This is a genomic window from Bordetella genomosp. 9 (assembly GCF_002119725.1).
In the GTDB taxonomy this organism is placed as follows: Bacteria; Pseudomonadota; Gammaproteobacteria; order Burkholderiales; family Burkholderiaceae_B; genus Bordetella_C.
Genome location: NZ_CP021109.1, coordinates 4,472,639 through 4,497,481, shown reverse-complemented (window position 1 = coordinate 4,497,481; position 24,843 = coordinate 4,472,639). Strand labels below are relative to the sequence as shown.

Sequence of the window (24,843 nt, the reverse complement as noted above, 5' to 3'; positions counted from 1 at the left end):
TCGTGGCACGTTACATTGGACCCAAATGCAAGCTCTCGCGGCGCGAGGGCACCGACCTGTTCCTGAAGAGCGCCCGCCGTTCGCTGGACTCCAAGTGCAAGCTGGACTCCAAGCCCGGCCAGCACGGCCGCACGTCCGGCGCTCGTACGTCCGACTACGGTCAGCAGCTGCGTGAAAAGCAGAAGCTCAAGCGCATGTACGGCGTTCTGGAAAAGCAGTTCCGCAAGTACTTCCAGGAAGCCGACCGCGTCCGTGGCAACACGGGTGAAAAGTTGATCCAGCTGCTGGAATCGCGCCTGGACAACGTGGTGTACCGTATGGGCTTCGGCTCGACGCGCGCCGAAGCGCGCCAGCTGGTCAGCCACCGCGCGATCGAGCTGAACGGCCGCACCGCCGATATCGCGTCGATCCTGGTGAAAGCCGGTGATGTGATCTCCGTGCGTGAAAAGGCGAAGAAGCAGGCTCGCATCCGCGAATCCCTGGATCTGGCCACCAGCATCGGTCTGCCCCAGTGGGTCGAAGTTGACACCAACAAGATGACCGGTGTCTTCAAGCAGGCCCCGGATCGCGCCGACGTCGCGCGCGACATCAACGAATCGATGGTCGTGGAACTGTATTCGCGCTGATGCGTGGCGCCGCCCGGTGCGGCGCTGCCTGCGCGATACGCAACACCCACGTTCGTCTCGCTGTATTACTCGCGTTTCGACCCGCAAATGCCCCTTCGGGGTGTTGCGGGTCTGCGGGTTTTTGAAAGGGGCGCTTTTTCCGGGACATGTCCCGGCCGATGCTCCCATACACACTCACTTCCATCAGCCTTATCGGTGTAACGAGCCGAGGGTATTGAAAAGGAAACAAGTCAATGTCCACTCAAGGTTTTCTGAAGCCGCGCTCCATCGAAGTCGAGCCCGTCGGGACGCACCATGCCAAGATCGTCATGGAGCCCTTCGAGCGCGGTTACGGCCATACGCTGGGTAACGCCCTGCGCCGCATCCTGCTGTCTTCCATGACCGGCTACGCGCCGACGGAAGTCCAGATGACCGGCGTTGTGCACGAGTACTCCACCATCCCCGGCGTGCGTGAAGACGTCGTGGACATCCTGCTGAACCTGAAGGGCGTCGTCTTCAAGCTGCACAATCGCGACGAAGTCACGCTGGTTCTGCGCAAGCAGGGCGAAGGTCCGGTACTGGCCAGCGACATCGAGCTGCCGCACGACGTCGAAATCGTCAATCCGGGTCACGTGCTGTGCAACCTGACCGAAGCCGGCAAGATCGAGATGCAGGTCAAGGTCGAGAAGGGCCGCGGCTATGTGCCGGGCAATGTGCGCGCGCTGTCGGAAGACCGTACGCACACCATCGGCCGCATCGTCCTGGACGCTTCCTATAGCCCCGTGCGCCGCGTCAGCTACGCGGTGGAAAGCGCGCGCGTGGAACAGCGTACCGACCTGGACAAGCTGGTGCTGGACATCGAGACCAACGGCGTGATTTCGCCCGAGGAAGCGGTGCGCCAGGCCGCGCGCATCCTGATGGACCAGATCTCCGTCTTCGCCGCCCTGGAAGGCGCGGGCGACGCCTACGAGGCGCCGGTGCGCGGTACGCCCCAGATCGATCCGGTGCTGCTGCGTCCGGTCGACGATCTGGAGCTGACGGTGCGTTCGGCCAACTGCCTGAAGGCCGAAAACATCTACTACATTGGCGACCTGATCCAGCGTACCGAAAACGAACTGCTGAAGACGCCGAACCTGGGCCGCAAGTCCTTGAACGAAATCAAGGAAGTGCTGGCCGCACGCGGCCTGACGCTCGGCATGAAGCTGGAGAACTGGCCCCCGATGGGCCTCGAGCGTCCCTGATCGTTCGGGTTGTTTTTGCGGGGTCCGCGAATGCGGATCCCTTTCCCGCCACCGGGCCGCGGCATGGTCGCATGCCGATAGAAGATCCGGATAACCTGGCAGCCGCAAGGCCGTCTTTAGATTCATAAGGAAATTGTCATGCGTCACGGTAATGGTTTGCGCAAGCTCAACCGCACCAGCAGCCACCGTCTCGCCATGTTCCGCAACATGGCCGTTTCGCTGATCACTCACGAAGCGATCAAGACCACGCTGCCCAAGGCGAAAGAACTGCGCCGCGTTATTGAACCCCTGATCACGCTGGGCAAGGAGCCCACGCTCGCGAACAAGCGGCTGGCGTTTGCCCGTCTGCGCGATCGCGACGCCGTGGTCAAGCTGTTCGCCGAACTCGGTCCGCGCTATGCGGCTCGCAACGGCGGCTACACCCGTGTGCTGAAGATGGGTTTCCGTCAGGGCGACAACGCTCCCATGGCTTTCATGGAGCTGGTTGACCGTCCGGAAGTGTCGGAAACGCAAGCTGAAGGTTCCGCCGAATAAGCGGTCGCCCCAGGCAAAAAAGAGCGAGCCTTATGGCTCGCTTTTTTTTCGGCGTATGCCGGGACTGCATGGCCGGGCCGCGCCTGCAATGGCGCGTTCGCCCGCAGGCCGGGACATTTCGCACCAACCCGCGGCGTCTGTTTCACCGGACTAAAATGCCCTGAAGCGGGCGCCGCACCGGCGGCGCCCGGGATGGCAAGGAGAAAGCGGTCATGCCGAACGACGACGATATGGTGCTGGTCATCAGTAATGCGCCGGATCTGCTGCTGGCCAAGCGCATCGCGCACGTGGTCGTGGAAGAAGGACTGGCCGCGTGCGTGAACCTCGGCGCGCCGATGCTGTCGATCTATACCTGGAAGGGTCAGGTCGAAGGCGCGGAGGAGGTTCCCATGTGGTTCAAGACCACCCAGGCAAGGCTGGATACATTGATGCGGGCGATCACGCGCATGCACCCCTACGAGGTGCCCGAGATCATTGCCGTTCCGGTGACCGCCAGCGCGGCACCGTACCGGGATTGGGTGCGCGCGCAGACGGCGCCGCGCGAAACCTCGCAATAAGAGGCGAACATGCCGTTTGCCTTTGCGCCCCTTGCATGGCCGCGACACCGGTGCCCGCCCGATAGCGCTGCTTGCCGCGTGTGGATTCAGGCGGCTCGCACCCTGGCGCTCTTTTGCCTTTGCCTGTTCGCCGGCATCTCAGGCGCGCGGGCGGAAGATGACTTCCTCGCGCCCGAACAGGCATTTCCGTTTTCCGCCTCGGTCGACGGGCCCGACGCCATCCGCGTCGTCTACAAGGTGGCCAGGGGCTACTACATGTACCGCGAGCGCTTTGCTTTCGCGGTAGCGCCCGCCGGCGCGGCCACGCTGGGCCAGCCCATCTTCCCTGCCGGCGAGGTGAAGTACGACCCCACGTTCGACAAAAACATGGAGGTCTATCACGGTCCCGTATCGATACGCGTACCGGTGCAGCCCGGCGGCGGGCCCTTCACGTTGAAGGTCACCGGGCAGGGCTGCGCCGACAAAGGCGTCTGTTATCCGCCGATGACCCATACCGTATCCCTGCAGCCGTCCGCGAACGGCCTGCGGATCACCGGCACGGGGACTGCCGATTTCTCTCCAACGGATTACCCGGACCCCACCGCCGGCGCGGCTTTCTCCGCCGCGCCGGCGGGTATAGCGGGGCTGACAGGCGGCCAGCCGGCCGGCGCCGCCGGGTCGAGTTCCTCTCAGGGCGCGGATGGCGCGGCGCCCAATGCGCCGACGCCTGCGCTGGCGCCGTCGAGCGGCGATCCGTCCAGCGTGGCCACACAAGACCGGCCGGCGGCCGGGGGAATCGGCGCGCTTGTCCGCACCGATGATATTGGCCTGGCCGACGCCATCGCAGGCATGGGATGGCTGAAGACCGCCGGCGTCTTCCTGCTGCTCGGCGTGCTGTTGTCGTTGACGCCATGCGTGTTGCCGATGATTCCCATCCTTTCGTCTCTGATCGTCGGCGCCGGGCAAGGGCATGGGCGGGAGCGGTCCGTGACGCGCAGCCGAGGGCTGGCGCTTGCCGCGGCCTATGTGCTCGGTATGTCGCTCGTCTACACCGGGCTCGGCGTTGCGGCGGGCCTGAGCGGTGTCGGTCTGGCGGCGTGGCTGCAGACGCCCTGGGTACTCGCGCTGTTCGCCGCTTTGTTGGGCGTCCTGGCGCTGGCGATGTTCGACGTCTTCACGCTCCAGGTCCCAGCCGCCCTCCAGACCCGTCTGTCCGATCGGGTGTCGCGCGTCCCCGGCGGCAGGGCCACCGGCGCATTCGTCATGGGCGCGGTCTCGGCGCTGATCGTCGGTCCGTGCGTGGCGGCGCCGTTGGCGGGCGCGTTGCTGTACATCTCGCAGACCGGCGACGTCGTCCTTGGCGGCGCAGCTTTGTTCGCGATGGCGTGGGGCATGGGCGTGCCGCTGTTGATCGTCGGCGCTTCGGCGGGCAGCCTGCTGCCCAAGGCGGGACCATGGATGGACGGGGTCAAGCGCCTGTTCGGCATGTTGCTGTTGGGTACGGCGTGGTGGATGCTGATTCCGTTGCTGCCCGTCTGGGTGCAGATGGTCGGATGGGCGCTGCTGGCTTTGGTGGCCGCGGTCATGCTGCGCGCGTTCGAACCCTTGCCAACGGTCGGCGGCACCGCGCGCATGTTCGCCAAGGGCGCCGGCTTACTCCTGGCGCTGATCGCGGTGGTGCTTCTGGTCGGCGCCGCGAGCGGCGGCCGCGATGTCCTGCGCCCGCTATCGCAGCTGGCGGCGGCCGATCGCGGCTGGACGAATGCCGGAACCGCCGGAAGCGAAAATGCTGGAAAACCGGGCGCCGGGTCGTTCAGCGCTACGCCCATCGCGCCTGCCGCATTGACGTTCACACCGGTCCGCTCTCTGGCGGAACTGGACGCCGCCGTCGCCTCGGCAGGGCGCCCGGCGATGCTGGACTTCTATGCCGACTGGTGCGTCTCCTGCCGCGAGATGGAGCAATTCACCTTCACCGACCCCGCTGTCGCCGCCCGCATGTCCGGCATGTTGCTGCTGCGCGCCGACGTCACGGCCAACAATGCCGATGACCGCGCCCTGCTGAAGCGCTTCCGTCTTTTCGGCCCGCCCGGCATCATCTTCTTCGACGCGCAGGGACGCGAACGGCGCGACGTGCGCGTTATCGGCTTCCAGGAGGCCCGCCGCTTCGCCGAATCCCTGGACCGCGTCGCCACGCCCCAGGCGTCACGCTGACCAACCAACGGGCGTCACCCCTTGCCAGTGAAGCGCCAGCGCTTCGGGGATGGACCCACCACCGCCCATGAAAACAGGTGCCCCAGGATCGGGGACGCCGCGGATCCGGCTCCGCCGGTCCGCCAGCGCCGCCCCCTTGAGGGGAAGCGCGCCAGCGCTTCGGGGGTGGGCTACCCCCTCATCAGCCGGGCGGCTTCGATCGCGAAATACGTCAGGATGCCATCCGCGCCGGCGCGCTTGAAACCAAGCAGCGATTCCATCATCACCTTGTCGTGGTCCAGCCAGCCATTGGCTGCCGCGGCTTTCAGCATGGCGTACTCGCCGCTGACCTGGTAGGCGAAGGTCGGCACGCGGAACGCGTCCTTCACTCGGCGCAGCACGTCCAGGTACGGCATGCCGGGCTTGACCATGACCATGTCCGCGCCTTCGCTCAGGTCCGCGGCGACTTCGCGCAGCGCTTCGTCGATATTGCCCGGATCCATCTGGTAGGCGGCCTTGTTGGACTTGCCCAGGTTCGACGCCGAACCGACGGCATCGCGGAACGGGCCGTAGAAAGCGCTCGCGTACTTGGCCGAATACGCCATGATGCGGGTATGGATGTGTTGCGCGTTTTCCAGCGCCTGACGGATGGCGCCGATACGTCCGTCCATCATGTCGCTGGGCGCGACGATATCCACGCCGGCGTGCGCCTGCACCAACGCCTGCCTGATCAGGATTTCCACCGTTGGCTCGTTCAGCACGTAGCCTTCGTCGTCGATGACGCCGTCCTGACCGTGGCTGGTGTAAGGATCCAGCGCGACGTCGGTCAGCACGCCCAGCTGCGGGAAGCGCTTTTTCAGCTCCGCCACGACGCGGGGAATCAGGCCTTCGGGATTGGTCGCCTCGATACCGTCCGGCGTCTTCAGCGACCCGTCGATGACAGGGAACAGCGCCAACACCGGGATGCCAAGCTCGACACAGGTTTCCGCCACCGGCAGCAGCGTATCCAGCGAATAGCGCACAACGCCCGGCAGGGAAGGTACGGCTTGCTGCAGGCCCTTGCCTTCGGCGACGAACACCGGATAGATCAAGTCGTTGGGCGTCAGCACGTTCTCGCGCACAAGGCGGCGCGTGAAGTCGTCGCGCCGCAACCGGCGCGGGCGGGAGGCCGGGAATGCGGCCGATACGATGTAAGGGTTCATGGCACTACCTTGGGGGATATCCAGTTTTCGATATGTTCCGCGGCCTCTTCCAGGCCGATGCGGTCAGGCGCCGAAAACGGCAGCGCGTGCAGGGCGCCGATATCGGCCAGTTCCTTTTTGACGGCGAAGACGGCACGAACCCGCTGGCCGTAAGGCAGCTTGTCGGCCTTGGTCAGCAGCGCAAGCACTGGCCGTCCGGTGGGCGCGATGAAGTCGGCGAGCCGGCGGTCCAGGTCGGTGACGCCGCGCCGGATGTCGATCAACAGCACCACGCCGGCCAGCGAGGCACGCGTGGCCAGGTAGCCGCCCAGCAGATCGGCCCACTTCTCTCTTTCGTCCTGGCTGATGGCGGCGTAGCCGTAGCCCGGCAGGTCCACCAGGAAGCCAAGGGGATGATCGGGGTCGTAGGGGTCAGGCAGTCCGAAAAGATTGATCAGCCGAGTGCGTCCCGGCGTCTTGCTCGAAAACGCCAGACGGCGCTGATTGGTCAGCACGTTGATGGCGGTGGACTTGCCGGAATTGGAGCGGCCGACGAAGCAGACCTCGGGCGCGCCCGGGGCGGGCAGCTGGTCGAGGCGGGCTGCCGAAACGAAGAAGGAGGCGCGATGGAGCAGGGACACGGGAAGGAAGCGGGATGAGGGGTCTGGACCCTATTGTATAATCCGGCGTTTGCAAGGGTGGGCGTCAGCCCCCTCCGGTGGAACACGCCGCGTCGCATCACAGATATCGGGGTACACCGGCAGGTCTGGGCAGGCGAATGGAAAACATAGGCAAATCATAAGCGGCGCGGGAACAGCGCCGTGAATCGATGCTGCGAACGTCGAGGTTTTCATGAAGCGTGTGCTGTCCCGGATGTTGGTAGTGGGCGGATTGCTGTCTGGCATGACCGCCGTTTTTCCAAGTATCGCGGCCGATGCTTCGGCGACCCCGGCCAAGCCGGACGCAGCCAAGGGCGAGCAGCTCTTCACCAACGGCGATCCCTCCCGCGGCATCATTGCCTGTGTCAGCTGTCACGGCGCCGGCGGCAATAGCACCATCCCGGCCAACCCCAACCTGGCCGCCCAGCCCCACGAATACCTGGCGAAACAGCTCGCCGATTTCCAGCAAAAGCAGGGCGCGAAAACGCCGCTTCGCAACGGCCCCGGCGGCAATCCCAGCCCCATGACCGCCATCGCGCAGGCGTTGACGCCGCAGGACATGCAAAACGTCGCGCTGTATCTGTCGGCGCAGTCCTTGAAGGAACCTGCCACGGCTGGGCAGAAATCGCTTGTGGACCTGGGCCAGAAAATCTGGCGCGCCGGCCTGCCGGAGCGCAACGTGCCCGCATGCGCGAGCTGCCACTCGGCCAACGGCGCGGGCGTCCCCGCGCAGTATCCGCGCCTGTCGGGCCAGTTTCCTGCTTACATCGAAGAACAGCTCAAGTTGTTCCAGGACGGCAGCCGCGGCAATAGCGAACCCATGCAGACCATCGCCAGCCGCATGACCGCCGAGCAGATCAAGGCGGTCTCGGACTACGCGGCCGGTCTGCGGTAATCTTCAATCGTCCCGAACCATCGCAGGGACGCATTGTCTGTAGCAAGGGGATCGCCCGGTCAACAGGCGATCCCCTTTTCCCATGCATCCTGATCCTTCCTATCCCTCTTCTTCGCGCCCGGACTCCCTGCGCACCTTGCCGGCTGCGGTGCTGGAACTGCTCGGGTCCATGCGGTTCGCCGTCAGCCTGCTGATGTTCATTTGCGTGGCCAGCATCGTCGGAACGGTGCTGGTGCAGAACCAGGCATCGTCGGCCTACATCGACCAGTTCGGTCCGTTCTGGTATGCGGTATTCGACAAGTTCTCCCTCTGGCATGTCTACAACAGTTGGTGGTTCCTGCTGATCATGGCCTTCCTGGTCGTATCGACCGGGGTGTGCCTGACGCGGAACACGCCGAAGATGCTGCGCGACGCCGTTTCCTTCCGCGAATACGTGCGCGTGTCCAGTCTTCGGGCCTTTCCGCATCGCGTCGATTTCGACACTCAGGCCGCGCCGGCGGAGGCGCTCGGTCGCGTGCGCCAGCTGTTGCGCGGCCTGGGCTATTCGTTGAAGGAACGCCAGGACGGCGACGGCGTGCTGCTGGCGGCCAAGAAGGGCAGCGCAAACCGCCTGGGCTACGTCTTCGCCCATACCGCCCTGATCGTCATCTGCATTGGCGGACTGCTCGATAGCGAACTTCTTGTGCGCCTGCAGGTGTGGCTGGGCGGCAAGACGCCTATCGTGGAGAACATGCTGATCAGCGATGTCCCGCCCAGCGGCAGGCTGTCCATCAATAATCCCAGTTTCCGCTCCAGCATGATGGTTCCGGAAGGCGGACGCGCCGCCAATGCCGTAGTGATGGTGGGCGACGGCGCGCTGGTGCAGCCGATTCCGTTCACGCTGACCCTGAAGAAATTCATCGTCGATTACTACTCCACCGGCATGCCGAGCCGCTTCGCCAGCGAGGTGGAGGTCCGCGATCCCGAGACCGGCGAAACCTTCGACAAGACCATCGAGGTGAACGAGCCGCTGCGCTACAAGGGCGTGACGGTATACCAGTCCAGTTTCGAGGACGGCGGCAGCGCCGTGACGCTGCGCGGCTACGCTTTGCGCGGCACCGATGTCCAGCCTTTCGAGCTGCGCGGCACGGTGGGCAAAGCCGCGGAGCCGGGCAAGGAGGCGCCGCCGCAGCTGCGCGATCTGCGCGTGGACGTCACGGCGCTGCGCCCCATCAACGTCGAGGATCTTTCGGGCGGCGCACCCAAGGCGCCGCGCGATTTCGCCCAGAACGTCGCAGCGGTGGCCGGCAGCGCCGCCGGCAAGAAGAACGAGCACCTGCGCAACGTGGGCCCCAGCGTGGAGTACCGCCTGGTCGATGCCAGCGGCCAGGCGCACGAATTCCGCAACTACATGCTGCCGGTGCAATTGGATGGCTTCCCGGTCTTTCTGGCGGGCGTGCGCAACAACGCCGGCGAAAACTACCGCTATCTGCGCTTGCCGGCGGACGACGAAAACTCCGTTGCCGAGTTCATGCGCGTGCGCGCGCTGCTGGCCGATCCACAGGCACGGCTGGAGGCCGCGCGCCGCTTCGCCGAAAAGAACGCGCCGCAGGGCAGCGACCGGCAGCCCCTGCAGACGGCGGCGGAACGCGCCTTGCAGACGTTTTCGGAGGGCGGCCTGCAAGCAGTGGCCGCTTTCCTGCAGAGCAACGCGCCGGCAGCCGAACTGGAACGCGCGGCCGACGTCGTCGTGCGCCTGATCGGCGCCACCGTGGGAGAGCTGCGCACCATGGAAAGGGAACAGGCCGGATTGCCGCCCCTGCCCGCCGAAGGCGAGGGCGCGGAGCGCGCAGCGATGTGGTCGCGCGTGGCGGTGGCCGCGCTTTCCGATCTATTGCTCTATCCTGCACCCGTGTTCTTTACGCTTTCCGATTTCAAGCAAGTGCAGGCCAGCGTGTTCCAGGTCAGCCGTACTCCGGGCAAGCGCGTGGTCTACGTAGGCTGTCTGTTGCTGGTTCTCGGGGTGTTCAGCATGTTCTTCATTCGCGACCGGCGCGTGTGGGTATGGATTGCTCCGGGCCGCGATGGCGCCGGCAGCGCCGTGCACGCGGCCATGACATCCCAGCGTCGTACACTCGATTTCCATCGTGAATTCGACCGGTTCAAAACGGCGCTGATGCGCCTGAAGCAGTGAGGTAGCTTATGTCCAACCCCGCACTCTCCACCTCGGAAGACGGCCTTTGGCAGGAAGGCATGGCAGAAAGCGGCGACGGCCGCGTACGGCGTGGCCGTCCCGACTGGACCGACGCCGTGTTTCTGCTGCTGCTCGCGGTGGGCGCTGGCTACGCGATCACGCGCTTCTACGGCTCGATGGATTACTACGAAAAAGTGATCCTCGGCGGCGCCGTGCCCGTGCTGGCCTGGCTGGGTTGGCTGTGGCGGCCGTTGCGCCGGCTGATGATCGCTGTGGCGCTGGCCAGCGGGCTGGCGGTGCTGCTTTACGGGCACGACCTGGCGCGCGCCGAAGACGTGTTTTTCCTGAAGTACCTGCTGTCGTCGCAATCGGCCATCCTGTGGATGTCCGCGCTGTTCGTGCTGGCGACGGCCTGTTACTGGGCGGGACTGTTCAGCCCCACGGCGGCGTGGCTCGGAACGGCGCTGACCTGGGGCGCGGTGTTCGCCGGTGTGACCGGCATGCTGGTGCGGTGGCGCGAAAGCCACCTGATGGGACCGGACCTGGGCCACATTCCGGTCAGCAACCTGTACGAAGTGTTCGTCCTGTTCTCTCTGATCACGGCGCTGTTCTATCTGTATTACGAACGCCGCTATGCCACCCGCGCCCTGGGCGGCTTCGTGCTGCTGGTGATCTCTTCGGCGGTGGTCTTCCTGCTGTGGTACGCCTTCACGCGGGACGCGGCGCAGATCCAGCCGCTGGTGCCCGCGCTGAAGAGCTGGTGGATGAAGCTGCACGTGCCGGCGAATTTCATCGGGTATGGCACGTTCTCGCTGTCGGCGATGGTGGGCTTTGCCTACCTGGTGAAGGAGAACGGGCAGACCACCTCGTGGCGCAAGCTGGCGCCGCTGTTTGTGCTGGGCGTGCTGCTTTGCGCGGAGCCGATGGTGTTCCGGACCGAGGGGCTGTCGGCGGCGTGGATGACGTACTTCGGCCTGGGCGCGGTGATCGTGGGCGGCATCCTGTTGGGCCGGCGCCGCGTGGCCGCGGCGTTGCCGCCGCTGGTGGTGCTGGACGACATCATGTATCGCGCCATCACGATCGGCTTTGCGTTCTTCACCGTGGCGACGATTTTGGGCGCCTTATGGGCGGCCGACGCCTGGGGCGCCTACTGGCAATGGGATCCGAAGGAGACCTGGGCGCTGATCGTGTGGCTGAACTACGCGGCCTGGCTGCACATGCGGCTGATCAAGGGGCTGCGGGGGGCTGTGGCGGCGTATTGGGCGTTGCTGGGGTTGTTGATTACGGGGTTTGCGTTTTTGGGCGTGAATATGTTTTTGTCGGGGTTGCATTCTTATGGGCAGCTTTGATTTGGGCGGTTTCTGAGTGTTCTTGGGCCGTCCGGCGGGGCTGGCATTTGCCGCGGCCGGCCCGATCGGCCGGTCCGGCGCCCAGCGCGCCGGACACCGCTGCGCTGGCCTCGTCCGGCGGCCGCTTGATGGTGTTGTTCTTGTGAATAGCCGTGCGGCACGCCTCCCTACGGCGTCCGCTTGCTCGGCCTCAACGTGCCGGCCGCGGCAAACGCCAACCCCGCCGGACTCCGGGATGTTTCAACCGCGGTCATCTGGGGCGGATGGGGTTCTTGCGCTTCGTGGACGCGCCGGGTGGGGGTGGAAGAGTTTGCGGTGCCCGACCGAAGCGGCCGCCCTGCGCGGCCGCTTCGGTCATACGCTTTGTGCAGGGCAGGGGGTGGGCGCTGCGCGGGCTTTGAGGGGCGGTTTCCGGGGGCGTGCGGTGGATGCAGGCCGGTTAGAGAATGGGCTGGCATCGTTTTGAAGGGGCCGGGATTTCGATTTCGCGCGCCGCTGCCTTGCGCGCCTCGCGCCTCTTCGTTGACCCAAAAGCGACGAGATGAAAACGCGCTTAGCCAGCACCCAGGCGGCATGCTGGCAGTACTTGGGCCGCACTCAGGCAGTACTTAGGCAGTGCTTAGGCAGTACCCAGACAAAACCCAGACAATACGCAAGCGACAACGCGTATGACCGAAGCGGCCGCGCAGGGCGGCCGCTTCGGTCGGGCACCGAACAATCTTCCACCCCCAAACGGGGCGTCCAACGAAGCGCAAGAACCCGGCTCGCCCCAGATGCCCGCGGTTGAGACATCCCGGAGTCCGGCGGGGCCGGCGTTTGGCCGGTTCGGCCCGTTGAGGCCGAACGAGCGGGTGCCGTAGGGAGGCGTGCCGAGAACCCGGTCACAAGCAAACCACCGCCAAGCGGCCGCCGGACGAGGCCAGCGAAGTGGTGTCCGGCGCGCAGGGCGCCGGACCGGCCGATCGGGCCGAACCGGCCAAACGCCGGCCCCGCCGGACGGCCCAAAAAACCCAACCCCCCGCCAGCAGCCAAAACCCAAGCCCCGGCAAACAAACCCCTACGGCAGCGTCGATTCCCCGCGCAGCAGATCCTCCACGGTTTCCCGTTGCCGGATCACGTGGAACTGCTCTCCATCGACCATCACTTCCGCCGCCCGAGCGCGGGTGTTGTAGTTGCTGGCCATCACCATCCCATACGCTCCCGCCGACTCGATCGCCAGCACGTCGCCGCGCTCCACGGCAAGCATCCGCTGTTTGGCCAGCCAGTCGCCGCTTTCGCACACCGGCCCGACAACGTCGTACTCGAGCGTCGGGCCGTCGCGCCGCTGCACCGGCAGCAGGCCGTGCCACGCGTCATACAAGGTCGGACGGATAAGGTCGTTCATCGCGGCGTCGACGATCGCGAAGTTCCGGGCCTCGGCATGCTTGAGGAATTGCACGGTGGTCAGCATCACGCCTGCATTGCCTACCAGCGACCGGCCCGGCTCCAGAATCAGCTTCAGGTGGTCGAGCTTGCGCGCCTGCAGCTTTGCGTAGACCTGATCGATCAACGTCGCGGGCGCCAGCGGCGTTTCATCCGTATAGCGGATGCCCAGGCCGCCACCCAGGTCCAGGTGCTCGATTTCGATACCGGCCGCGCGCAGCCCGTCTATCAGGTCCAGCAGCTTGTCCAGCGCATCCAGATAGGGCGAGACTTCCGTGATCTGCGAGCCGATGTGGCAGTCCACACCGGCGATCGTGATGCCGGGCAGCGCCGCCGCGATCCGGTAGACCTTGGGCGCGTCCACGATGGCGATGCCGAATTTGTTTTCCTTCAGGCCCGTTGATATATACGGATGGGCGCCGGCATCCACGTCCGGATTCACGCGCAACGACACGCGCGCCTTTTTCCCCAGGGACGTCGCGACGTCGGACAGCAGGTGCAATTCCGCTTCCGACTCCACGTTGAAGCATTTCACGTCCGCTTCCAAGGCCTTGCGCATCTCCCACGCCTGCTTGCCGACGCCGGAAAACACGATTTTGGCCGGATCGCCGCCCACCGACAGCACACGGTGCAATTCGCCGCCGGAGACGATGTCGAAACCGGCGCCCAGGCGGGCGAACTCTTTCAGCACCGCCAGGTTGGAATTCGCCTTCATGCCGTAGCACACAAGGACGTCGCGGCCGCCGATGGCATCGCGGTACGATGACCAGGCAGCGGCAAGCGCCCCGCGCGAATAGACGTACAGGGGCGTGCCCAGGCGATCCGCCAGCGTCTGCAGGGGGACCCCTTCGGCGTACAGCGCGCCGTCGCGGTAATGGAAATGGGGATGGCCCGCCGGCTGCGGCGGCAAGGGTTGCGTGGCGGTCATTGTTGCGTTGCGGACGGCGGATAATCGGGATAGGCGGTGCCCACGCGCACGCCGGGCGCGGCGCGGAAAGTCAGGGGGGCAACGACCTTGGGCGGGCCCTTGGGCCCGTTATCGCCGGTCGGCATGTAGAGCGGGCCTTTGAAGCCGCATGCCGCCAGCGACGCGACACCGGCCAGCGTCGCTACAATGCGCAGAGCGGTACGGCTGAATGCCGGATTGGACACGGGGAACTCCGTAATTCTTGCAGACTGGATTATGAACGAAACCGAATTTCTTGCGTTGGCGGAGCAGGTCCTGGACCGCATCGAAAGCCAGGCGGACGATTGGTCCGCATCGCTCGACGTGGACGTCGAAGCCAACCGCAGCGGCAACGTGTTGACGTTGATCTTCGAGGACGACACGCACGTGGTCGTCAACAGCCAGGCGGCGATGCAGGAAATCTGGGTGGCGGCGCGCAGCGGCGGCTTCCATTATCGCTACGACGGCCAGCATTGGCTGGACACGCGCGGCGGGCCGCCCCTGCACGATGCCTTGTCCCAGATCTGTTCCGAGGCCGCTGGCGTGCCGGTCACCGTCCGCCTGTAGATATCCGTCCATGGCGCGCAACGCCCGCAGCTGCGGGCGCCGCCATCACTGGCCGGGCACCGAGCCTTCGCCGAAGCTGGTGCCGGACGGCCGGCCGTCGCCGTTGGAAGCGCGCAGGGCGTTCAGCAGGTCGCCCAGGCTGTCCGACGACGGCGGCGCCGCAGCGGGCAGTCCCAGGCGCGCAACGGCCTGCCCGGGCGGAAACTCCGAAAAATAGTATTCGCCGTTATCCACCAGCAGGCCGTCGGGCTTGGGACGCTGCTTCTGTTCGGGCACGCCCTTCAGCATTTCCTGCATGTAGCTGAGCCAGATCGGCAGCGCCACGCCGCCGCCCGTTTCGCGCGCGCCGAGCGAACGGGGCTGGTCGTAGCCGAGCCAGGCGGTGGCGACCAGACTCGGCGTGTAGCCCGAGAACCAGGCGTCCACCGATTCGTTGGTCGTACCCGTCTTGCCGGCGATGTCGTTGCGTTTGAGCACGACGCGGGCGCGAGCCGCGGTGCCGTAGGTCGCCACGCCGCGCAGCATGTCATCCATGACGAAAGCCGTGCGCGGATCGATGGCGCGTGCGCCGGAGTCGCCTGCGATCAGCGGCTTGGCCTGCATGATGACCTTGCCGCTGCTGTCGGTGACGCGATCGATCAGATACGGCGTGATGCGATAGCCGCCATTGGCGAAGACCGCGTAGGCGCCGGCCAGTTGCAGCGGCGTGACCGAGCCCGCGCCCAGCGCCAGCGGCAGCACCGCCGGCTGGCGCGATTTATCGAATCCAAACCGTGTCAGATAGTCCTGCGCATACTGAGGGCCGATCGCCTGGATGATCCGGATCGACACCATGTTCTTGGACTTGTACAGGCCCTGGCGCATCGTCAGCATGGGCTCGTACTCGTTGCCATAGTTCTTCGGATTCCAGGCCTTGGAGCCGGTTTGCGCCGCCGACAACGCGAAAGGCTGGTCGGAAATCTGTGTCGCCGGCGTCAGCCCGCGCTCCAGTGCGGCGGCGTAGACGAAAGGCTTGATGTTCGAACCCGGCTGACGCCAGGCCTGCGTCACCCGATTGAAATTGCCGCGGTAGAAGTCGAAGCCGCCCACCATGGCGCGGATGGCGCCATCCTGCGGCGCCAGCGACACGAAGGCTGCCTGCACCGAGGGCATGTTGATGACTTCCCAGTCGTTGTCGCCGATCTTGTGGATGTAGACGACGGAGCCGCGCCGGATCCGTTGGCTGTCCTTGGCCTTGCTGCTCAGCGCGCGGGCGACGATCGACAGGGTTTTCTTGTCGTTGATCGTGATGATTTCGCGCGAGCTGCGCGCCAGCTTGATTTCGTTGGGACTGGCCGACAGCACCACGGCCACCAGCAGATCGTCGCTGTCCGAGTACTTATCGAGCACCCCATCCAGCGCTTCGTCCAGGGCCTGCGGGTCTTTCTCGATACCGGCGGGGAGGTCAAGCTGGGCTTCCGGACCGGGATAGGGCGCGCGCCGGGTGTATTCGAGAACCCCCTCGCGCACCGCGCGGTATGCGGCTTCCTGGTCCTTGGAGTTGACCGTCGTGTAGATATTGATGCCGCGCGAATAGACGTTGTCCTGGTAGACGCCATACAGCAGTTGGCGCGCGAGCTCCGCGACGTATTCGCCGTGGATGGCGTAGCCGCCCGCGGGCGTGCCCTCGGCCGAACGGATCACGATAGGCTGGGCCATCGCCTGCTGGTATTCGGCGTCGGTGAGGTAGCCGAGATTGCGCATGCGTCCCAGCACGTAATGCTGGCGGACTTCGGCGCGCGGCAGGTTCGAAAGGGGATTGAAGCGCGACGGCGCCTTGGGGATGCCGGCGAGCATCGCGGCCTCGGCCGGTGTGATCTGCGAAAGCGGCTTGCCGAAATAGGTGCGCGAGGCGGCCGCGAAGCCATAGGCGCGATGACCCAGGTAGATCTGGTTCATGTACAGCTCGAGGATCTGGTCCTTGGTCAGGCTTGCCTCGATCTTGAACGTAAGCAGCAGCTCGTAGAACTTGCGCGTGTACGTCTTTTCGGAAGACAGGTAGAAGTTGCGGGCCACCTGCATGGTGATCGTGCTGGCGCCCTGCGTCTTCGACATATTGACCAGGTTGGTCAGCGTGGCGCGCGCCACGCCGGCCCAATCGATGCCCCCGTGCTGGTAGAAGCGGTCGTCTTCCGCGGCCAGCACGGCGGACTTCATGACATCCGGGATCTCGTTGAAGCGCAGCACATTGCGGCGTTCATCGCCGAATTCGCCGATCAGCACCTTGTCCGCCGTGTAAACCCGCAGCGGAATGCGCGGGCGGTAGTCCGTCATCGCGTGCAGGTCCGGCAGATTGGGCCAGGCCAGCGCAAGCGCCATCCCGCCGAGCAGCAGCCCGCAGGCCGCGAGGCCGGCGAAGAAAATGCCTAGCTTGAGAAAAAAACGGATAAAGGGAGAGCCGCTCGAATCGGGCGCTTCTTTCTTCGACGAAGGGGTCTGGGGCTTGCTCATCGCCGCGATTTTACGGGGAACCGGTGGCCCAGCTTCGGACGCGCCCGCGGTTTCTGTAACAGCGTGGTTCAGTGTGGCGCGCGGGCAACTGATCCGAATGGGATAATACGCCTTATGAACGCGCCACGACCCGATTGCGCGGCTGCCACGGCCGCCGCCGACCCTGAATCCTGCTCGACCGTATGCGCGCCGCCGCGGGTGGTCCTGCCCTACGACACGCCGATTTTCCTGGTGGGCATGATGGGGGCGGGCAAGACCACGATCGGGCGTTCGCTGGCGCGGGTGCTGGGCCGCGAATTCGTGGACCTGGACCACGAGCTGGAATCCCGTTGCGGCGTGCGCGTGCCGGTGATTTTTGAAATCGAGGGCGAAGCGGGATTCCGCAAAAGGGAGTCCGCCGCCTTGGCGCAATGCGCCGCACGCCGCGGCATCGTGCTGGCGACCGGCGGCGGGGCCATCCTCTCAGCCGACAACCGCGCCGTGCTGCGAGAACAGGGCATCGTGGTCTATCTGCGGGCCAGCGTTGACGAGCTCTATCGCCGGACCTGCCGCGACCGCAATCGTCCGCTGCTGGCCACGGCGGATCCGCGCGGCACGCTGCGCAATCTGCTGACGCAGCGCGAACCGCTCTATCGCGACGTTGCCCATATGACCATCGATACCGGCTGCATTCCGGTCAGCACGCTGGTCAAGCACCTGTTGCCCAAATTGCAAGCCTACGAGAAGCAAGCATGAACGTCGTCGATGTCGCCGTGCCGGGCGCACGCTACCCCATCCGGATCGCGCCGGGCCGCCTCGACCATCTGGACGAGGCCATACCGGATAACGCCACCGCCATCGGGTTGATCACCAATCCCACCGTGGCGGCGCTTTATGCGGAACGGGCGGAGCGGGCGCTGGCGCGCACGGGTCGCAAGGTGGTGCGCATCGAGCTGCCCGATGGCGAGGCGCACAAGGACTGGCAGACGCTGAACCAGATCTTCGATGCCTTGCTCTCGAACGGATTCGACCGGCGTTCGGTGCTGGTGGCCCTGGGCGGCGGCGTCATCGGGGACATGACGGGGTTCGCGGCCGCTGTGTATATGCGGGGCATCCGTTTCGTGCAGGTGCCGACCACGCTGCTGGCGCAGGTGGATTCATCGGTGGGCGGCAAGACGGGCGTCAACCATCCGCTCGGCAAGAACATGATCGGCGCGTTCCACCAGCCGGTGGCGGTGGAAATCGATACCGATGTGCTGGCCACGCTCCCGCCGCGCGAGGTATCCGCCGGGCTGGCGGAAGTCATCAAGTACGGCATGATCCTGGACCATGAATTCTGGGCCTGGTGCGAGGCGCATGCTACGTCGCTGCGGGCGCTGGATCGCGATGCGCTGGGCCATGCAATCCGGGTTTCCTGCGAGCTGAAGGCCCGCGTGGTGGCCGAAGACGAGCGCGAATCCGGTCTGCGCGCCATTTTGAATTTGGGCCATACCTTCGGCCATGCCATCGAATCCGGACTGGGTTACGGCGAATGGCTGCACGGAGAGGCCGTGGGCTGCGGCATGGTGCAGGCGGCCGAACTCTCGTGCGAAGTCGCCGGGCTGCCGGCCGCCGACGTGGCGCGTGTGCGCAAGCTGGTGGCGGCGATCGGCTGCCCGGTCACCGCGCCCGACCTGGGGGCGGAGCGCTGGCTGGCCCTGATGCGGGTGGACAAAAAAGCGGAGGGCGGCGAAATTCGTTTCGTCCTGACGCCACGCATTGGCCAGGCCGTCACCCGCGGCGCGCCGGAAGACGCGGTGCGCCGGGTGCTCGCGCGTACCGTCGGCTGATCCGCGCCGGCGATGGTCCGATAGACAGGAGCTCCGATCACCGCCATGGAAATTCTCGCTTCCTACGCCGCCCACCCCGCGCGCAGCCAGGGCCGCGCGCATACGGAACCACCGCCTGGCAACCGCACGGAGTTTCAGCGCGATCGCGACCGCATCATCCATTGCACGGCCTTTCGCCGGCTGGAATACAAGACGCAGGTGTTCGTCAACCACGAGGGCGACCTGTTCCGCACGCGCCTGACGCACAGCCTGGAAGTGGCGCAGATCGCCCGTACGCTGGCGCGCAGCCTGCGCTTGAACGAGGAACTGACGGAAGCGATCTCGCTGGCGCATGACCTGGGCCATACGCCCTTTGGTCATGCGGGCCAGGATGAACTGAACGCCTGCCTGCGCGAACTGGCGCCAGAGGCGGGCGGCTTCGAGCACAATCTGCAGAGCCTGCGCGTGGTGGACGAGCTGGAAGAACGCTATGCCGCGTTCAATGGCCTGAATCTGTGTTTCGAGACGCGCGAAGGCATACTCAAACACTGTTCCGTCGCGCATGCGCGCCAGTTGGGCGCGGTGGGCGAGCGCTTCATCCGCAAACGCCGTCCGTCGCTGGAGGCCCAACTGGCCAACCTGGCCGACGAAATCGCGTACAACAACCACGATATCGATGACGGCCTGCGATCCGGCCTGCTCACCGTCGATCAGATGCAGCAGGTCGGCATCTTCGCGCGGCATTACGAAGACGTGCGGCGCCTTTATCCGGACATCGGGCCGCGTCGCGTGATCTCCGAAACCATACGGCGCATGATCAACACGCTGATCGTCGACCTGACGGACACCACGGCGGCGCGCATCGCGCAGCATCGGCCCGAAACGGTGGAAGACGTTCGCGACGCGCCGCCGCTGGTCGGATTTTCGGAAGGCATACGGGCCGAAGCGGACGAGCTGAAGCGCTTCCTTTTCGAGAATCTGTATCGCCACTTCCGCGTGATGCGCATGACCAACAAGGCCCGCCGCATCGTCCGGGACCTGTTCACGGCCTTTCTGGATGATCCGCGCCTGTTGCCGCCGGACCACCAGCGGCGCGCCGAGGGTATGCAGGCGCGCGCCATCGCGGACTATATCGCCGGCATGACGGATCGCTACGCCATGCGGGAGCACAAGCGGCTGTTCGATATGTCGTGAGCGGGCGTGGAAGGGGGCGCGCCGGCCGGCGTACGGTCCCGTAAGGCGAGCGGCGCCCCGCGCACGGCGAAGGCGCCGCCCCATGCCGGTTGCTTCAGCGGTGCGTCCGGTAAGGCTCGTCTTCCGGCACGAAGGTTTTTTCTTCGCGCGCCTCGCGCATCCAGTCCTGCATGGCGGGCAGGTCCAGCACGGCATCCATGTAAGCGCGCACAGGGCCAGCGGCGGCCGCCACGCCATACGTGATGAATCGGGAAACCACCGGCGCGAAGAATGCGTCGGCAATCGTGAAAGCCCCGAACAGGAAGGGGCCGCCGCTGCCGTATTCCGCGCGGGTGTCCTGCCATATCGCCTGCACACGCGAGATATCGCGCGCCGCCTCCGGCGGGATGTCGATGCCCGGCAGGTGCGCCTCGATATTCATGCCCAGCGCGCTGCGCAAATGGCTGAAGCCGCTGTGCATCTGCGCCGCCAGCGACCGCGCCCTGGCGCGCGCCTTCGGATCGGCCGGCCACAGCGCCGCTTGAGGATGCCGTTCGGCCACGTACTCGCAGATCGCCAACGAGTCCCAGACCGCAAAGTCGCCGTCCAGCAATACCGGCACGGTGCCCGCCGGCGTCAGTGGCGCCAGGCGCTCGGCGAATGCCGGCGTAGACAATCCCAGCTTTTCTTCCTTGAAGGGAATGCCCGGGACGCTGAGCGCCAGCCAGGCGCGCAGAGACCAGGACGAATAGTTCTTGTTGCCGATCAGAAGGGTGTACATGGCGGCCCCGTAGGCGGCGCGCATTGCGCGGGCGCTACAGTCTACTTGGCTTTCCGGCGCAGCGGCGTGGTGGCCGGACCCGCGGTCTGCGAGGCGCCATTGAGCACGCGGCGCAGGTAGTGGCCGGTGTGGCTGCCGGGCGTATCGGCCACGGCCTCGGGCGTTCCCTGCGCCACGACCCGGCCGCCGCCGTCGCCGCCTTCCGGGCCCATGTCGACGATCCAGTCGGCGGTCTTGATCACGTCCAGGTTGTGTTCGATGACGAGTACCGTATTGCCCGCGTCCACCAGCTGGTTCAGGACCTTGAGCAGCAGCTCGATGTCGTGAAAGTGCAGGCCCGTCGTCGGCTCGTCCAGGATATAGAGCGTGCGGCCGGTGCTGCGGCGGGACAGTTCCAGCGAGAGCTTGACGCGCTGCGCTTCGCCGCCGGACAGCGTGGTCGCGCTCTGGCCCAGGCGCAGATAGGAAAGCCCCACGTCCATCAAGGTGTGCAGCTTGCGGGAGATGGCGGGCACCGAATCGAAATACTCGAGCGCCTGCTCCACGGTCAGATCGAGCACTTCGCTGATATTGCGGCCGCGATAGCGGATTTCCAGGGTTTCGCGGTTGTAGCGCTTGCCCAAACACACGTCGCACGGCACGTACATGTCCGGCAGGAAGTGCATTTCCACCTTGACGACGCCATCGCCCTGGCAGGCCTCGCAGCGGCCGCCCTTGACGTTGAAACTGAAGCGCCCCGGGTCGTAGCCGCGCGCGCGGGCTTCCGGCACGCCGGCGAACAATTCGCGAATCGGCGTGAACAGGCCCGTGTACGTGGCGGGGTTGCTGCGCGGCGTGCGGCCGATGGCGCTCTGGTCGACGTTGATGATCTTGTCGAAGTTCTCCAGACCCTCCAGCGACACGTAAGGCGCCGGTTCCGCCTGCGCGTGGTGCAGCTGGCGCGACACCGCCACGGCCAGGGTGTCGTTGACCAGCGTGGACTTGCCCGACCCCGATACGCCGGTGACGCACACCAGGCGGCCTGCGGGGATGCGCAGATCCACGTTCTTCAGGTTATTGCCGCTGGCGCCGGTCACGACGAGCCATGGCACGCTGTCATCGACGGGACGGCGCGTGGGCACCTGAATGGCGCGGCGTCCGCTCAGGTACTGCCCGGTCAGCGAATGCGAGTCTTCCTGCACCTGGGCAGGCGTTCCTTGCGCCACCACCTGGCCGCCGTGTTCGCCGGCGCCCGGACCCATGTCCACGACCCAGTCGGCCGAACGGATCATGTCTTCGTCGTGTTCCACGACGATCACGCTATTGCCCAGATCTCGCAGGTGCTGCAGCGTTCCGATCAGGCGGTCGTTGTCGCGCTGATGCAGGCCGATGGACGGCTCGTCCAGCACGTACATCACGCCCGTCAGGCCGGAGCCGATCTGGCTGGCCAGCCGGATGCGCTGCGCCTCGCCGCCGGAGATCGTGTCCGCGCTGCGGTCCAGCGAAAGATAGTTCAGCCCCACGTTGTTCAGGAAGCTCAAGCGCGCCTGGATCTCCCGCACGATGCGCTGCGCGATTTCCTGCTTGGCTCCCGTCAGCGAGAGCGCCTGGAACCACTGCAGGCAATCGGACAGCGGCATCCCTTCGACTTCATAGATGGCCAGGCCGCGGCGTTCGGTATCGTCGCGCTGTTCGGAGCCGATCAGTACGTGGCGCGCTTCGGCGCGCAGCCGCGACCCCTTGCATTCGGGGCAGACTTTGATGTTGCGATACTTGCCAAGTTCTTCGCGCACGGTGGCCGAATCGGTTTCGCGCCAGCGCCGTTCCAGGTTGGGGATAACGCCCTCGAAGGCATGCCGGCGCACGGTGCTGCGGCCTTTCTCGTTCAGATAGACGAAGGCGATTTCTTCGTCGCCCGACCCGTACAGAACTTTTTCGCGCACGGCTTCGGGCAGGCTTTCGAAGGGCGCTTCGATGTCGAACCCGTAATGCGCCGCCAGGCTCGTCAGCAGCGAGTGCGTAAAGGCGTTGCGCCGGTCCCAGCCGCGGATGGCGCCGGCGGCCAGGCTCAACTCCGGGAAAGCCACCACCCGCCGCGGATCGAAGAACCCCACCTGGCCGATGCCGTCGCAACTGGGGCAGGCCCCCATGGGATTGTTGAAACTGAAGAGCCGCGGCTCCAGCTCGGGCAAGCTGTGCCCGCACACGGGACAGGCATAGCGGCTGGAGAACACTTGCTCGCGGTGTTTGTCCATATCGAGCGCGACGACGCGGCCGTCCGCCAGCGACAGCGCGGTTTCAAAGCTTTCCGCCAGCCGCTGGGCGCTTTCGGGCCGTATCCGCAGTCTATCGATGACGACATCGATGTCATGCTTTTCGCTCTTCTTCAACGGCGGCATGCTATCGATTTCGACCATCTGCCCGTCTACGCGCAGGCGCACATAACCCTGCGCCTGCAGGCTCGCGCACTCGTCTTCGAAGCTGCCCTTGCGGCCGCGCGCCACCGGGGCAAGGATCGCCAGCCGCGTATCGGCGGCCCAACCCAGCACCGCGTCGACCATCTGGCTGACGCTTTGCGCCTGCAGGGGCAAGCCGTGGTGCGGGCAATACGGCGTGCCGACGCGCGCGTACAGCAGCCGCAGGTAATCGTGGATTTCGGTGATGGTTCCGACGGTGGACCGCGGGTTGTGGCCGGCGGCCTTTTGTTCGATGGAGATCGCGGGCGACAAGCCTTCGATCAGGTCCACGTCCGGCTTGTCCATCAGCTGCAGGAATTGCCGCGCGTATGCCGACAGGCTTTCGACGTATCGCCGCTGCCCTTCCGCGTACAGGGTATCGAAGGCCAGGGAAGACTTGCCCGACCCGGACAGACCCGTCATCACCACCAGCTTCTGCCTGGGCAGATCCAGCGAGACGTTCTTGAGGTTATGGGTGCGGGCACCCCGAATGCGTATCGCGTCCATCGGGTCTAAGCGTTTAAGCAGTTCCAAAGGCCAACTTGGTACTATAGCGCGCCGAACTCGTCCTTGTTTGGGGTCGTGCCAGGGCATTGGCGGAACCCCGCCATATCGATAGCGCGCATGCCATCACGATCCAGACTTCAGCTGACTCCCACCGAACGACGCACCAGCATCGCCCTGGCGGGCCTCTTCGCCTGTCGTATGTTGGGGCTGTTTTTGCTTTTGCCAGTGTTCGCCGTGGCCGCGCGCGGACTGCCGGGCGGGGACGATCCCGCCAGGGTGGGATTGGCCATGGGCATCTATGGCCTGACGCAGGCCGTGCTGCAGATTCCCTTTGGATTGGCATCCGATCGGTTCGGAAGACGGCCGATCGTGCTGCTGGGCCTTGCGCTGTTCGTGATTGGCAGCGTCGTGTGCGCGCTGTCGCCCGATGTGTTCTGGATCACCATCGGGCGGGCCGTGCAAGGCGCAGGCGCGATCTCCGCCGCCATCACCGCGTGGCTTGCCGATGCCACGCGCGACGAGGTGCGCACGCGCGCCATGGCGATGGTCGGGGCGTCCATCGGCGTGTCCTTCGCGGTTTCGCTCGTTGCCGCGCCCTTGCTGGTGGGCTGGTGGGGCCTGGCGGGGCTCTTCTGGACCATCGCCTGCCTGGGAGTCGTCAGCTTTGCCGTGGCGCGCTGGTGGGTGCCGGTTGCGCCGCAGAGCACGGACCGGTCCATGCGGGGCGCGCGGCCGGCCCATGTGCTGCTGCACGGCGATTTGCTGCGCTTGAATTTCGGCGTGTTCTGCCTGCACCTGATCCAGGTGTCGCTGTTCGTCGTGGTGCCTTCCATGCTGGCGCATCTGCGCGGACTGGATGTGGAGAACCTGTGGGAGGTCTACCTGCCGGTCATCGTGGCGTCGTTCGTGTTCATGGTGCCGGTCGTGTTCATGGCAGAGAAGAACCGGGCCCACAGGGGGGCGCTGCTGGCGGCCATCGCCGGCCTGATCGTGGTGCTCGCGCTGATGCGCTGGGGGATGGGCAGCTTCGAAGTCATGGTCGTGCTGCTCACGTGTTTCTTCGTCATGTTCAACGTGCTCGAGGCGCTGCAGCCGTCCCTGGTCTCGCGGCTGGCGCCGGCCGGCTACAAGGGACTGGCGCTGGGCTTCTACAACACCTCTCAGGCGGCCGGGCTTTTCTGCGGGGGCGCGGTGGGAGGCCTGCTGGCCGCACATGGCGGGGCCCCTTCGGTGTTCATCGCCGTGGCCGGACTGGCGGCCGTATGGCTGGCGGTCACCTGGGGTTTGCGGCCGCTGACCTGAGGCGGCTGCCGAACGGCGGCGCCCCCGCATGGGCGGTCCCAAAGGGCGCTCATCCTCGGGCGGTCCAGGG

The 24,843-nt window shown here is 65.8% G+C and carries 20 protein-coding genes; 13 read left to right on the top strand and 7 right to left on the bottom strand.

Features of this window, described 5'->3' with window-relative positions; all coding sequences use genetic code 11:
* Nucleotides 1–2 precede the first annotated feature (2 nt).
* The 5 genes from rpsD to dsbD all read left to right on the top strand — a co-directional run bounded on the left by rpsD (nucleotide 3) and on the right by dsbD (nucleotide 5,127).
* The gene (gene rpsD / locus CAL13_RS20625) at nucleotides 3–626 is read left to right on the top strand and encodes a 30S ribosomal protein S4 (protein ID WP_086059058.1); all 624 of its coding nucleotides are present in this window, start codon (nucleotides 3–5) and stop codon (nucleotides 624–626) included.
* Nucleotides 627–859: 233 nt separating this feature from the next.
* The gene (locus tag CAL13_RS20620; protein ID WP_086059057.1) at nucleotides 860–1,846 is read left to right on the top strand and encodes a DNA-directed RNA polymerase subunit alpha; all 987 of its coding nucleotides are present in this window, start codon (nucleotides 860–862) and stop codon (nucleotides 1,844–1,846) included.
* 138 nt (nucleotides 1,847–1,984) lie between these two features.
* Entirely contained in the window at nucleotides 1,985–2,380 is a 396-nt protein-coding gene (gene rplQ, locus CAL13_RS20615) for a 50S ribosomal protein L17 (RefSeq protein ID WP_086059056.1), read from the top strand.
* Nucleotides 2,381–2,592: 212 nt separating this feature from the next.
* Nucleotides 2,593–2,937, top strand: coding sequence for a divalent-cation tolerance protein CutA (gene cutA / locus CAL13_RS20610; protein ID WP_086073405.1), 345 nt, complete (start codon nucleotides 2,593–2,595; stop codon nucleotides 2,935–2,937).
* Nucleotides 2,938–3,015: 78 nt separating this feature from the next.
* A complete protein-coding gene (dsbD, locus tag CAL13_RS20605; RefSeq protein ID WP_420042406.1) occupies nucleotides 3,016–5,127 on the top strand; it encodes a protein-disulfide reductase DsbD in 2,112 nt (703 codons plus the stop codon).
* A gap of 170 nt (nucleotides 5,128–5,297) precedes the next feature.
* Here the strand turns inward: dsbD and hemB are convergent, their stop codons facing one another.
* Nucleotides 5,298–6,308: a porphobilinogen synthase gene (hemB, locus tag CAL13_RS20600; protein WP_086073403.1), complete on the bottom strand. Its 1,011-nt coding sequence runs from the start codon at nucleotides 6,306–6,308 to the stop codon at nucleotides 5,298–5,300.
* On the bottom strand, nucleotides 6,305–6,928 hold the full coding sequence (yihA, locus tag CAL13_RS20595) for a ribosome biogenesis GTP-binding protein YihA/YsxC (RefSeq protein ID WP_086059050.1): 624 nt from the start codon (nucleotides 6,926–6,928) through the stop codon (nucleotides 6,305–6,307). The genes hemB and yihA overlap by 4 nt, the downstream gene beginning before the upstream one ends.
* 211 nt (nucleotides 6,929–7,139) lie before the next feature.
* Here yihA and CAL13_RS20590 point away from each other — a divergent pair, with 211 nt between their 5' ends.
* From CAL13_RS20590 to ccsB, 3 genes are all read left to right on the top strand, one after another.
* Nucleotides 7,140–7,841: a c-type cytochrome gene (locus CAL13_RS20590; RefSeq protein ID WP_198297875.1), complete on the top strand. Its 702-nt coding sequence runs from the start codon at nucleotides 7,140–7,142 to the stop codon at nucleotides 7,839–7,841.
* Between the two features lie 82 nt (nucleotides 7,842–7,923).
* Entirely contained in the window at nucleotides 7,924–10,014 is a 2,091-nt protein-coding gene (locus CAL13_RS20585; protein ID WP_420042405.1) for a cytochrome c biogenesis protein ResB, read from the top strand.
* 59 nt (nucleotides 10,015–10,073) lie between these two features.
* Entirely contained in the window at nucleotides 10,074–11,363 is a 1,290-nt protein-coding gene (gene ccsB, locus CAL13_RS20580) for a c-type cytochrome biogenesis protein CcsB (protein ID WP_420042469.1), read from the top strand.
* Nucleotides 11,364–12,420: 1,057 nt separating this feature from the next.
* Here the strand turns inward: ccsB and lysA are convergent.
* Together lysA and lptM are read right to left on the bottom strand one after the other, a co-directional pair.
* Entirely contained in the window at nucleotides 12,421–13,713 is a 1,293-nt protein-coding gene (lysA, locus tag CAL13_RS20575) for a diaminopimelate decarboxylase (RefSeq protein WP_086073402.1), read from the bottom strand.
* Nucleotides 13,710–13,937, bottom strand: a complete 228-nt coding sequence (lptM, locus tag CAL13_RS20570) for an LPS translocon maturation chaperone LptM (RefSeq protein ID WP_086059047.1) — start codon at nucleotides 13,935–13,937, stop codon at nucleotides 13,710–13,712. Before lptM ends, lysA begins: the two co-directional genes overlap by 4 nt.
* Before the next feature lie 31 nt (nucleotides 13,938–13,968).
* Between lptM and cyaY the strand changes: the two genes are divergently transcribed.
* The gene (gene cyaY / locus CAL13_RS20565; RefSeq protein WP_086059046.1) at nucleotides 13,969–14,298 is read left to right on the top strand and encodes an iron donor protein CyaY; all 330 of its coding nucleotides are present in this window, start codon (nucleotides 13,969–13,971) and stop codon (nucleotides 14,296–14,298) included.
* A gap of 45 nt (nucleotides 14,299–14,343) precedes the next feature.
* Here the strand turns inward: cyaY and CAL13_RS20560 are convergent, their stop codons facing one another.
* Nucleotides 14,344–16,788: a penicillin-binding protein 1A gene (locus CAL13_RS20560; protein WP_086059045.1), complete on the bottom strand. Its 2,445-nt coding sequence runs from the start codon at nucleotides 16,786–16,788 to the stop codon at nucleotides 14,344–14,346.
* A gap of 114 nt (nucleotides 16,789–16,902) precedes the next feature.
* Between CAL13_RS20560 and CAL13_RS20555 the strand changes: the two genes are divergently transcribed.
* Genes CAL13_RS20555 through CAL13_RS20545 form a run of 3 tightly spaced genes read left to right on the top strand, consistent with a single transcriptional unit; the run spans nucleotide 16,903 to nucleotide 19,769 of the window.
* Entirely contained in the window at nucleotides 16,903–17,523 is a 621-nt protein-coding gene (locus tag CAL13_RS20555) for a shikimate kinase (protein ID WP_086059044.1), read from the top strand.
* On the top strand, nucleotides 17,520–18,596 hold the full coding sequence (gene aroB / locus CAL13_RS20550; protein ID WP_086073401.1) for a 3-dehydroquinate synthase: 1,077 nt from the start codon (nucleotides 17,520–17,522) through the stop codon (nucleotides 18,594–18,596). Before CAL13_RS20555 ends, aroB begins: the two co-directional genes overlap by 4 nt.
* A 45-nt stretch (nucleotides 18,597–18,641) precedes the next feature.
* Complete coding sequence (locus CAL13_RS20545) at nucleotides 18,642–19,769, top strand: deoxyguanosinetriphosphate triphosphohydrolase (RefSeq protein ID WP_086073400.1); 1,128 nt, start codon at nucleotides 18,642–18,644, stop codon at nucleotides 19,767–19,769.
* 94 nt (nucleotides 19,770–19,863) lie between these two features.
* Here CAL13_RS20545 and CAL13_RS20540 read toward each other — a convergent pair whose 3' ends face one another.
* Nucleotides 19,864–20,529 carry a glutathione S-transferase family protein gene (locus tag CAL13_RS20540; RefSeq protein WP_086059645.1) on the bottom strand — a complete coding sequence of 222 codons (666 nt, stop codon included), beginning with the start codon at nucleotides 20,527–20,529 and terminating at the stop codon, nucleotides 19,864–19,866.
* 41 nt (nucleotides 20,530–20,570) lie between these two features.
* Nucleotides 20,571–23,471, bottom strand: coding sequence for an excinuclease ABC subunit UvrA (gene uvrA / locus CAL13_RS20535; RefSeq protein WP_086059041.1), 2,901 nt, complete (start codon nucleotides 23,469–23,471; stop codon nucleotides 20,571–20,573).
* A 117-nt stretch (nucleotides 23,472–23,588) separates the two neighbouring features.
* Here uvrA and CAL13_RS20530 point away from each other — a divergent pair, with 117 nt between their 5' ends.
* Complete coding sequence (locus tag CAL13_RS20530; RefSeq protein WP_086059040.1) at nucleotides 23,589–24,773, top strand: MFS transporter; 1,185 nt, start codon at nucleotides 23,589–23,591, stop codon at nucleotides 24,771–24,773.
* Nucleotides 24,774–24,843 lie beyond the last annotated feature (70 nt).

Bases quoted from the DNA above. Each gene is read 5' to 3' on its own strand.
- CAL13_RS20555 (WP_086059044.1), top strand. From the start codon at position 16,903: ATGAACGCGCCACGACCCGATTGCGCGGCTGCCACGGCCGCCGCCGAC.
- CAL13_RS20585 (WP_420042405.1), top strand. From the start codon at position 7,924: ATGCATCCTGATCCTTCCTATCCCTCTTCTTCGCGCCCGGACTCCCTG.
- hemB (WP_086073403.1), bottom strand. From the start codon at position 6,308: ATGAACCCTTACATCGTATCGGCCGCATTCCCGGCCTCCCGCCCGCGC.
- cutA (WP_086073405.1), top strand. From the start codon at position 2,593: ATGCCGAACGACGACGATATGGTGCTGGTCATCAGTAATGCGCCGGAT.
- CAL13_RS20590 (WP_198297875.1), top strand. From the start codon at position 7,140: ATGAAGCGTGTGCTGTCCCGGATGTTGGTAGTGGGCGGATTGCTGTCT.
- lysA (WP_086073402.1), bottom strand. From the start codon at position 13,713: ATGACCGCCACGCAACCCTTGCCGCCGCAGCCGGCGGGCCATCCCCAT.
- CAL13_RS20560 (WP_086059045.1), bottom strand. From the start codon at position 16,788: ATGAGCAAGCCCCAGACCCCTTCGTCGAAGAAAGAAGCGCCCGATTCG.
- aroB (WP_086073401.1), top strand. From the start codon at position 17,520: ATGAACGTCGTCGATGTCGCCGTGCCGGGCGCACGCTACCCCATCCGG.
- CAL13_RS20540 (WP_086059645.1), bottom strand. From the start codon at position 20,529: ATGTACACCCTTCTGATCGGCAACAAGAACTATTCGTCCTGGTCTCTG.
- CAL13_RS20620 (WP_086059057.1), top strand. From the start codon at position 860: ATGTCCACTCAAGGTTTTCTGAAGCCGCGCTCCATCGAAGTCGAGCCC.
- rplQ (WP_086059056.1), top strand. From the start codon at position 1,985: ATGCGTCACGGTAATGGTTTGCGCAAGCTCAACCGCACCAGCAGCCAC.
- CAL13_RS20545 (WP_086073400.1), top strand. From the start codon at position 18,642: ATGGAAATTCTCGCTTCCTACGCCGCCCACCCCGCGCGCAGCCAGGGC.
- uvrA (WP_086059041.1), bottom strand. From the start codon at position 23,471: ATGGACGCGATACGCATTCGGGGTGCCCGCACCCATAACCTCAAGAAC.
- ccsB (WP_420042469.1), top strand. From the start codon at position 10,074: ATGGCAGAAAGCGGCGACGGCCGCGTACGGCGTGGCCGTCCCGACTGG.
- CAL13_RS20530 (WP_086059040.1), top strand. From the start codon at position 23,589: ATGCCATCACGATCCAGACTTCAGCTGACTCCCACCGAACGACGCACC.
- cyaY (WP_086059046.1), top strand. From the start codon at position 13,969: ATGAACGAAACCGAATTTCTTGCGTTGGCGGAGCAGGTCCTGGACCGC.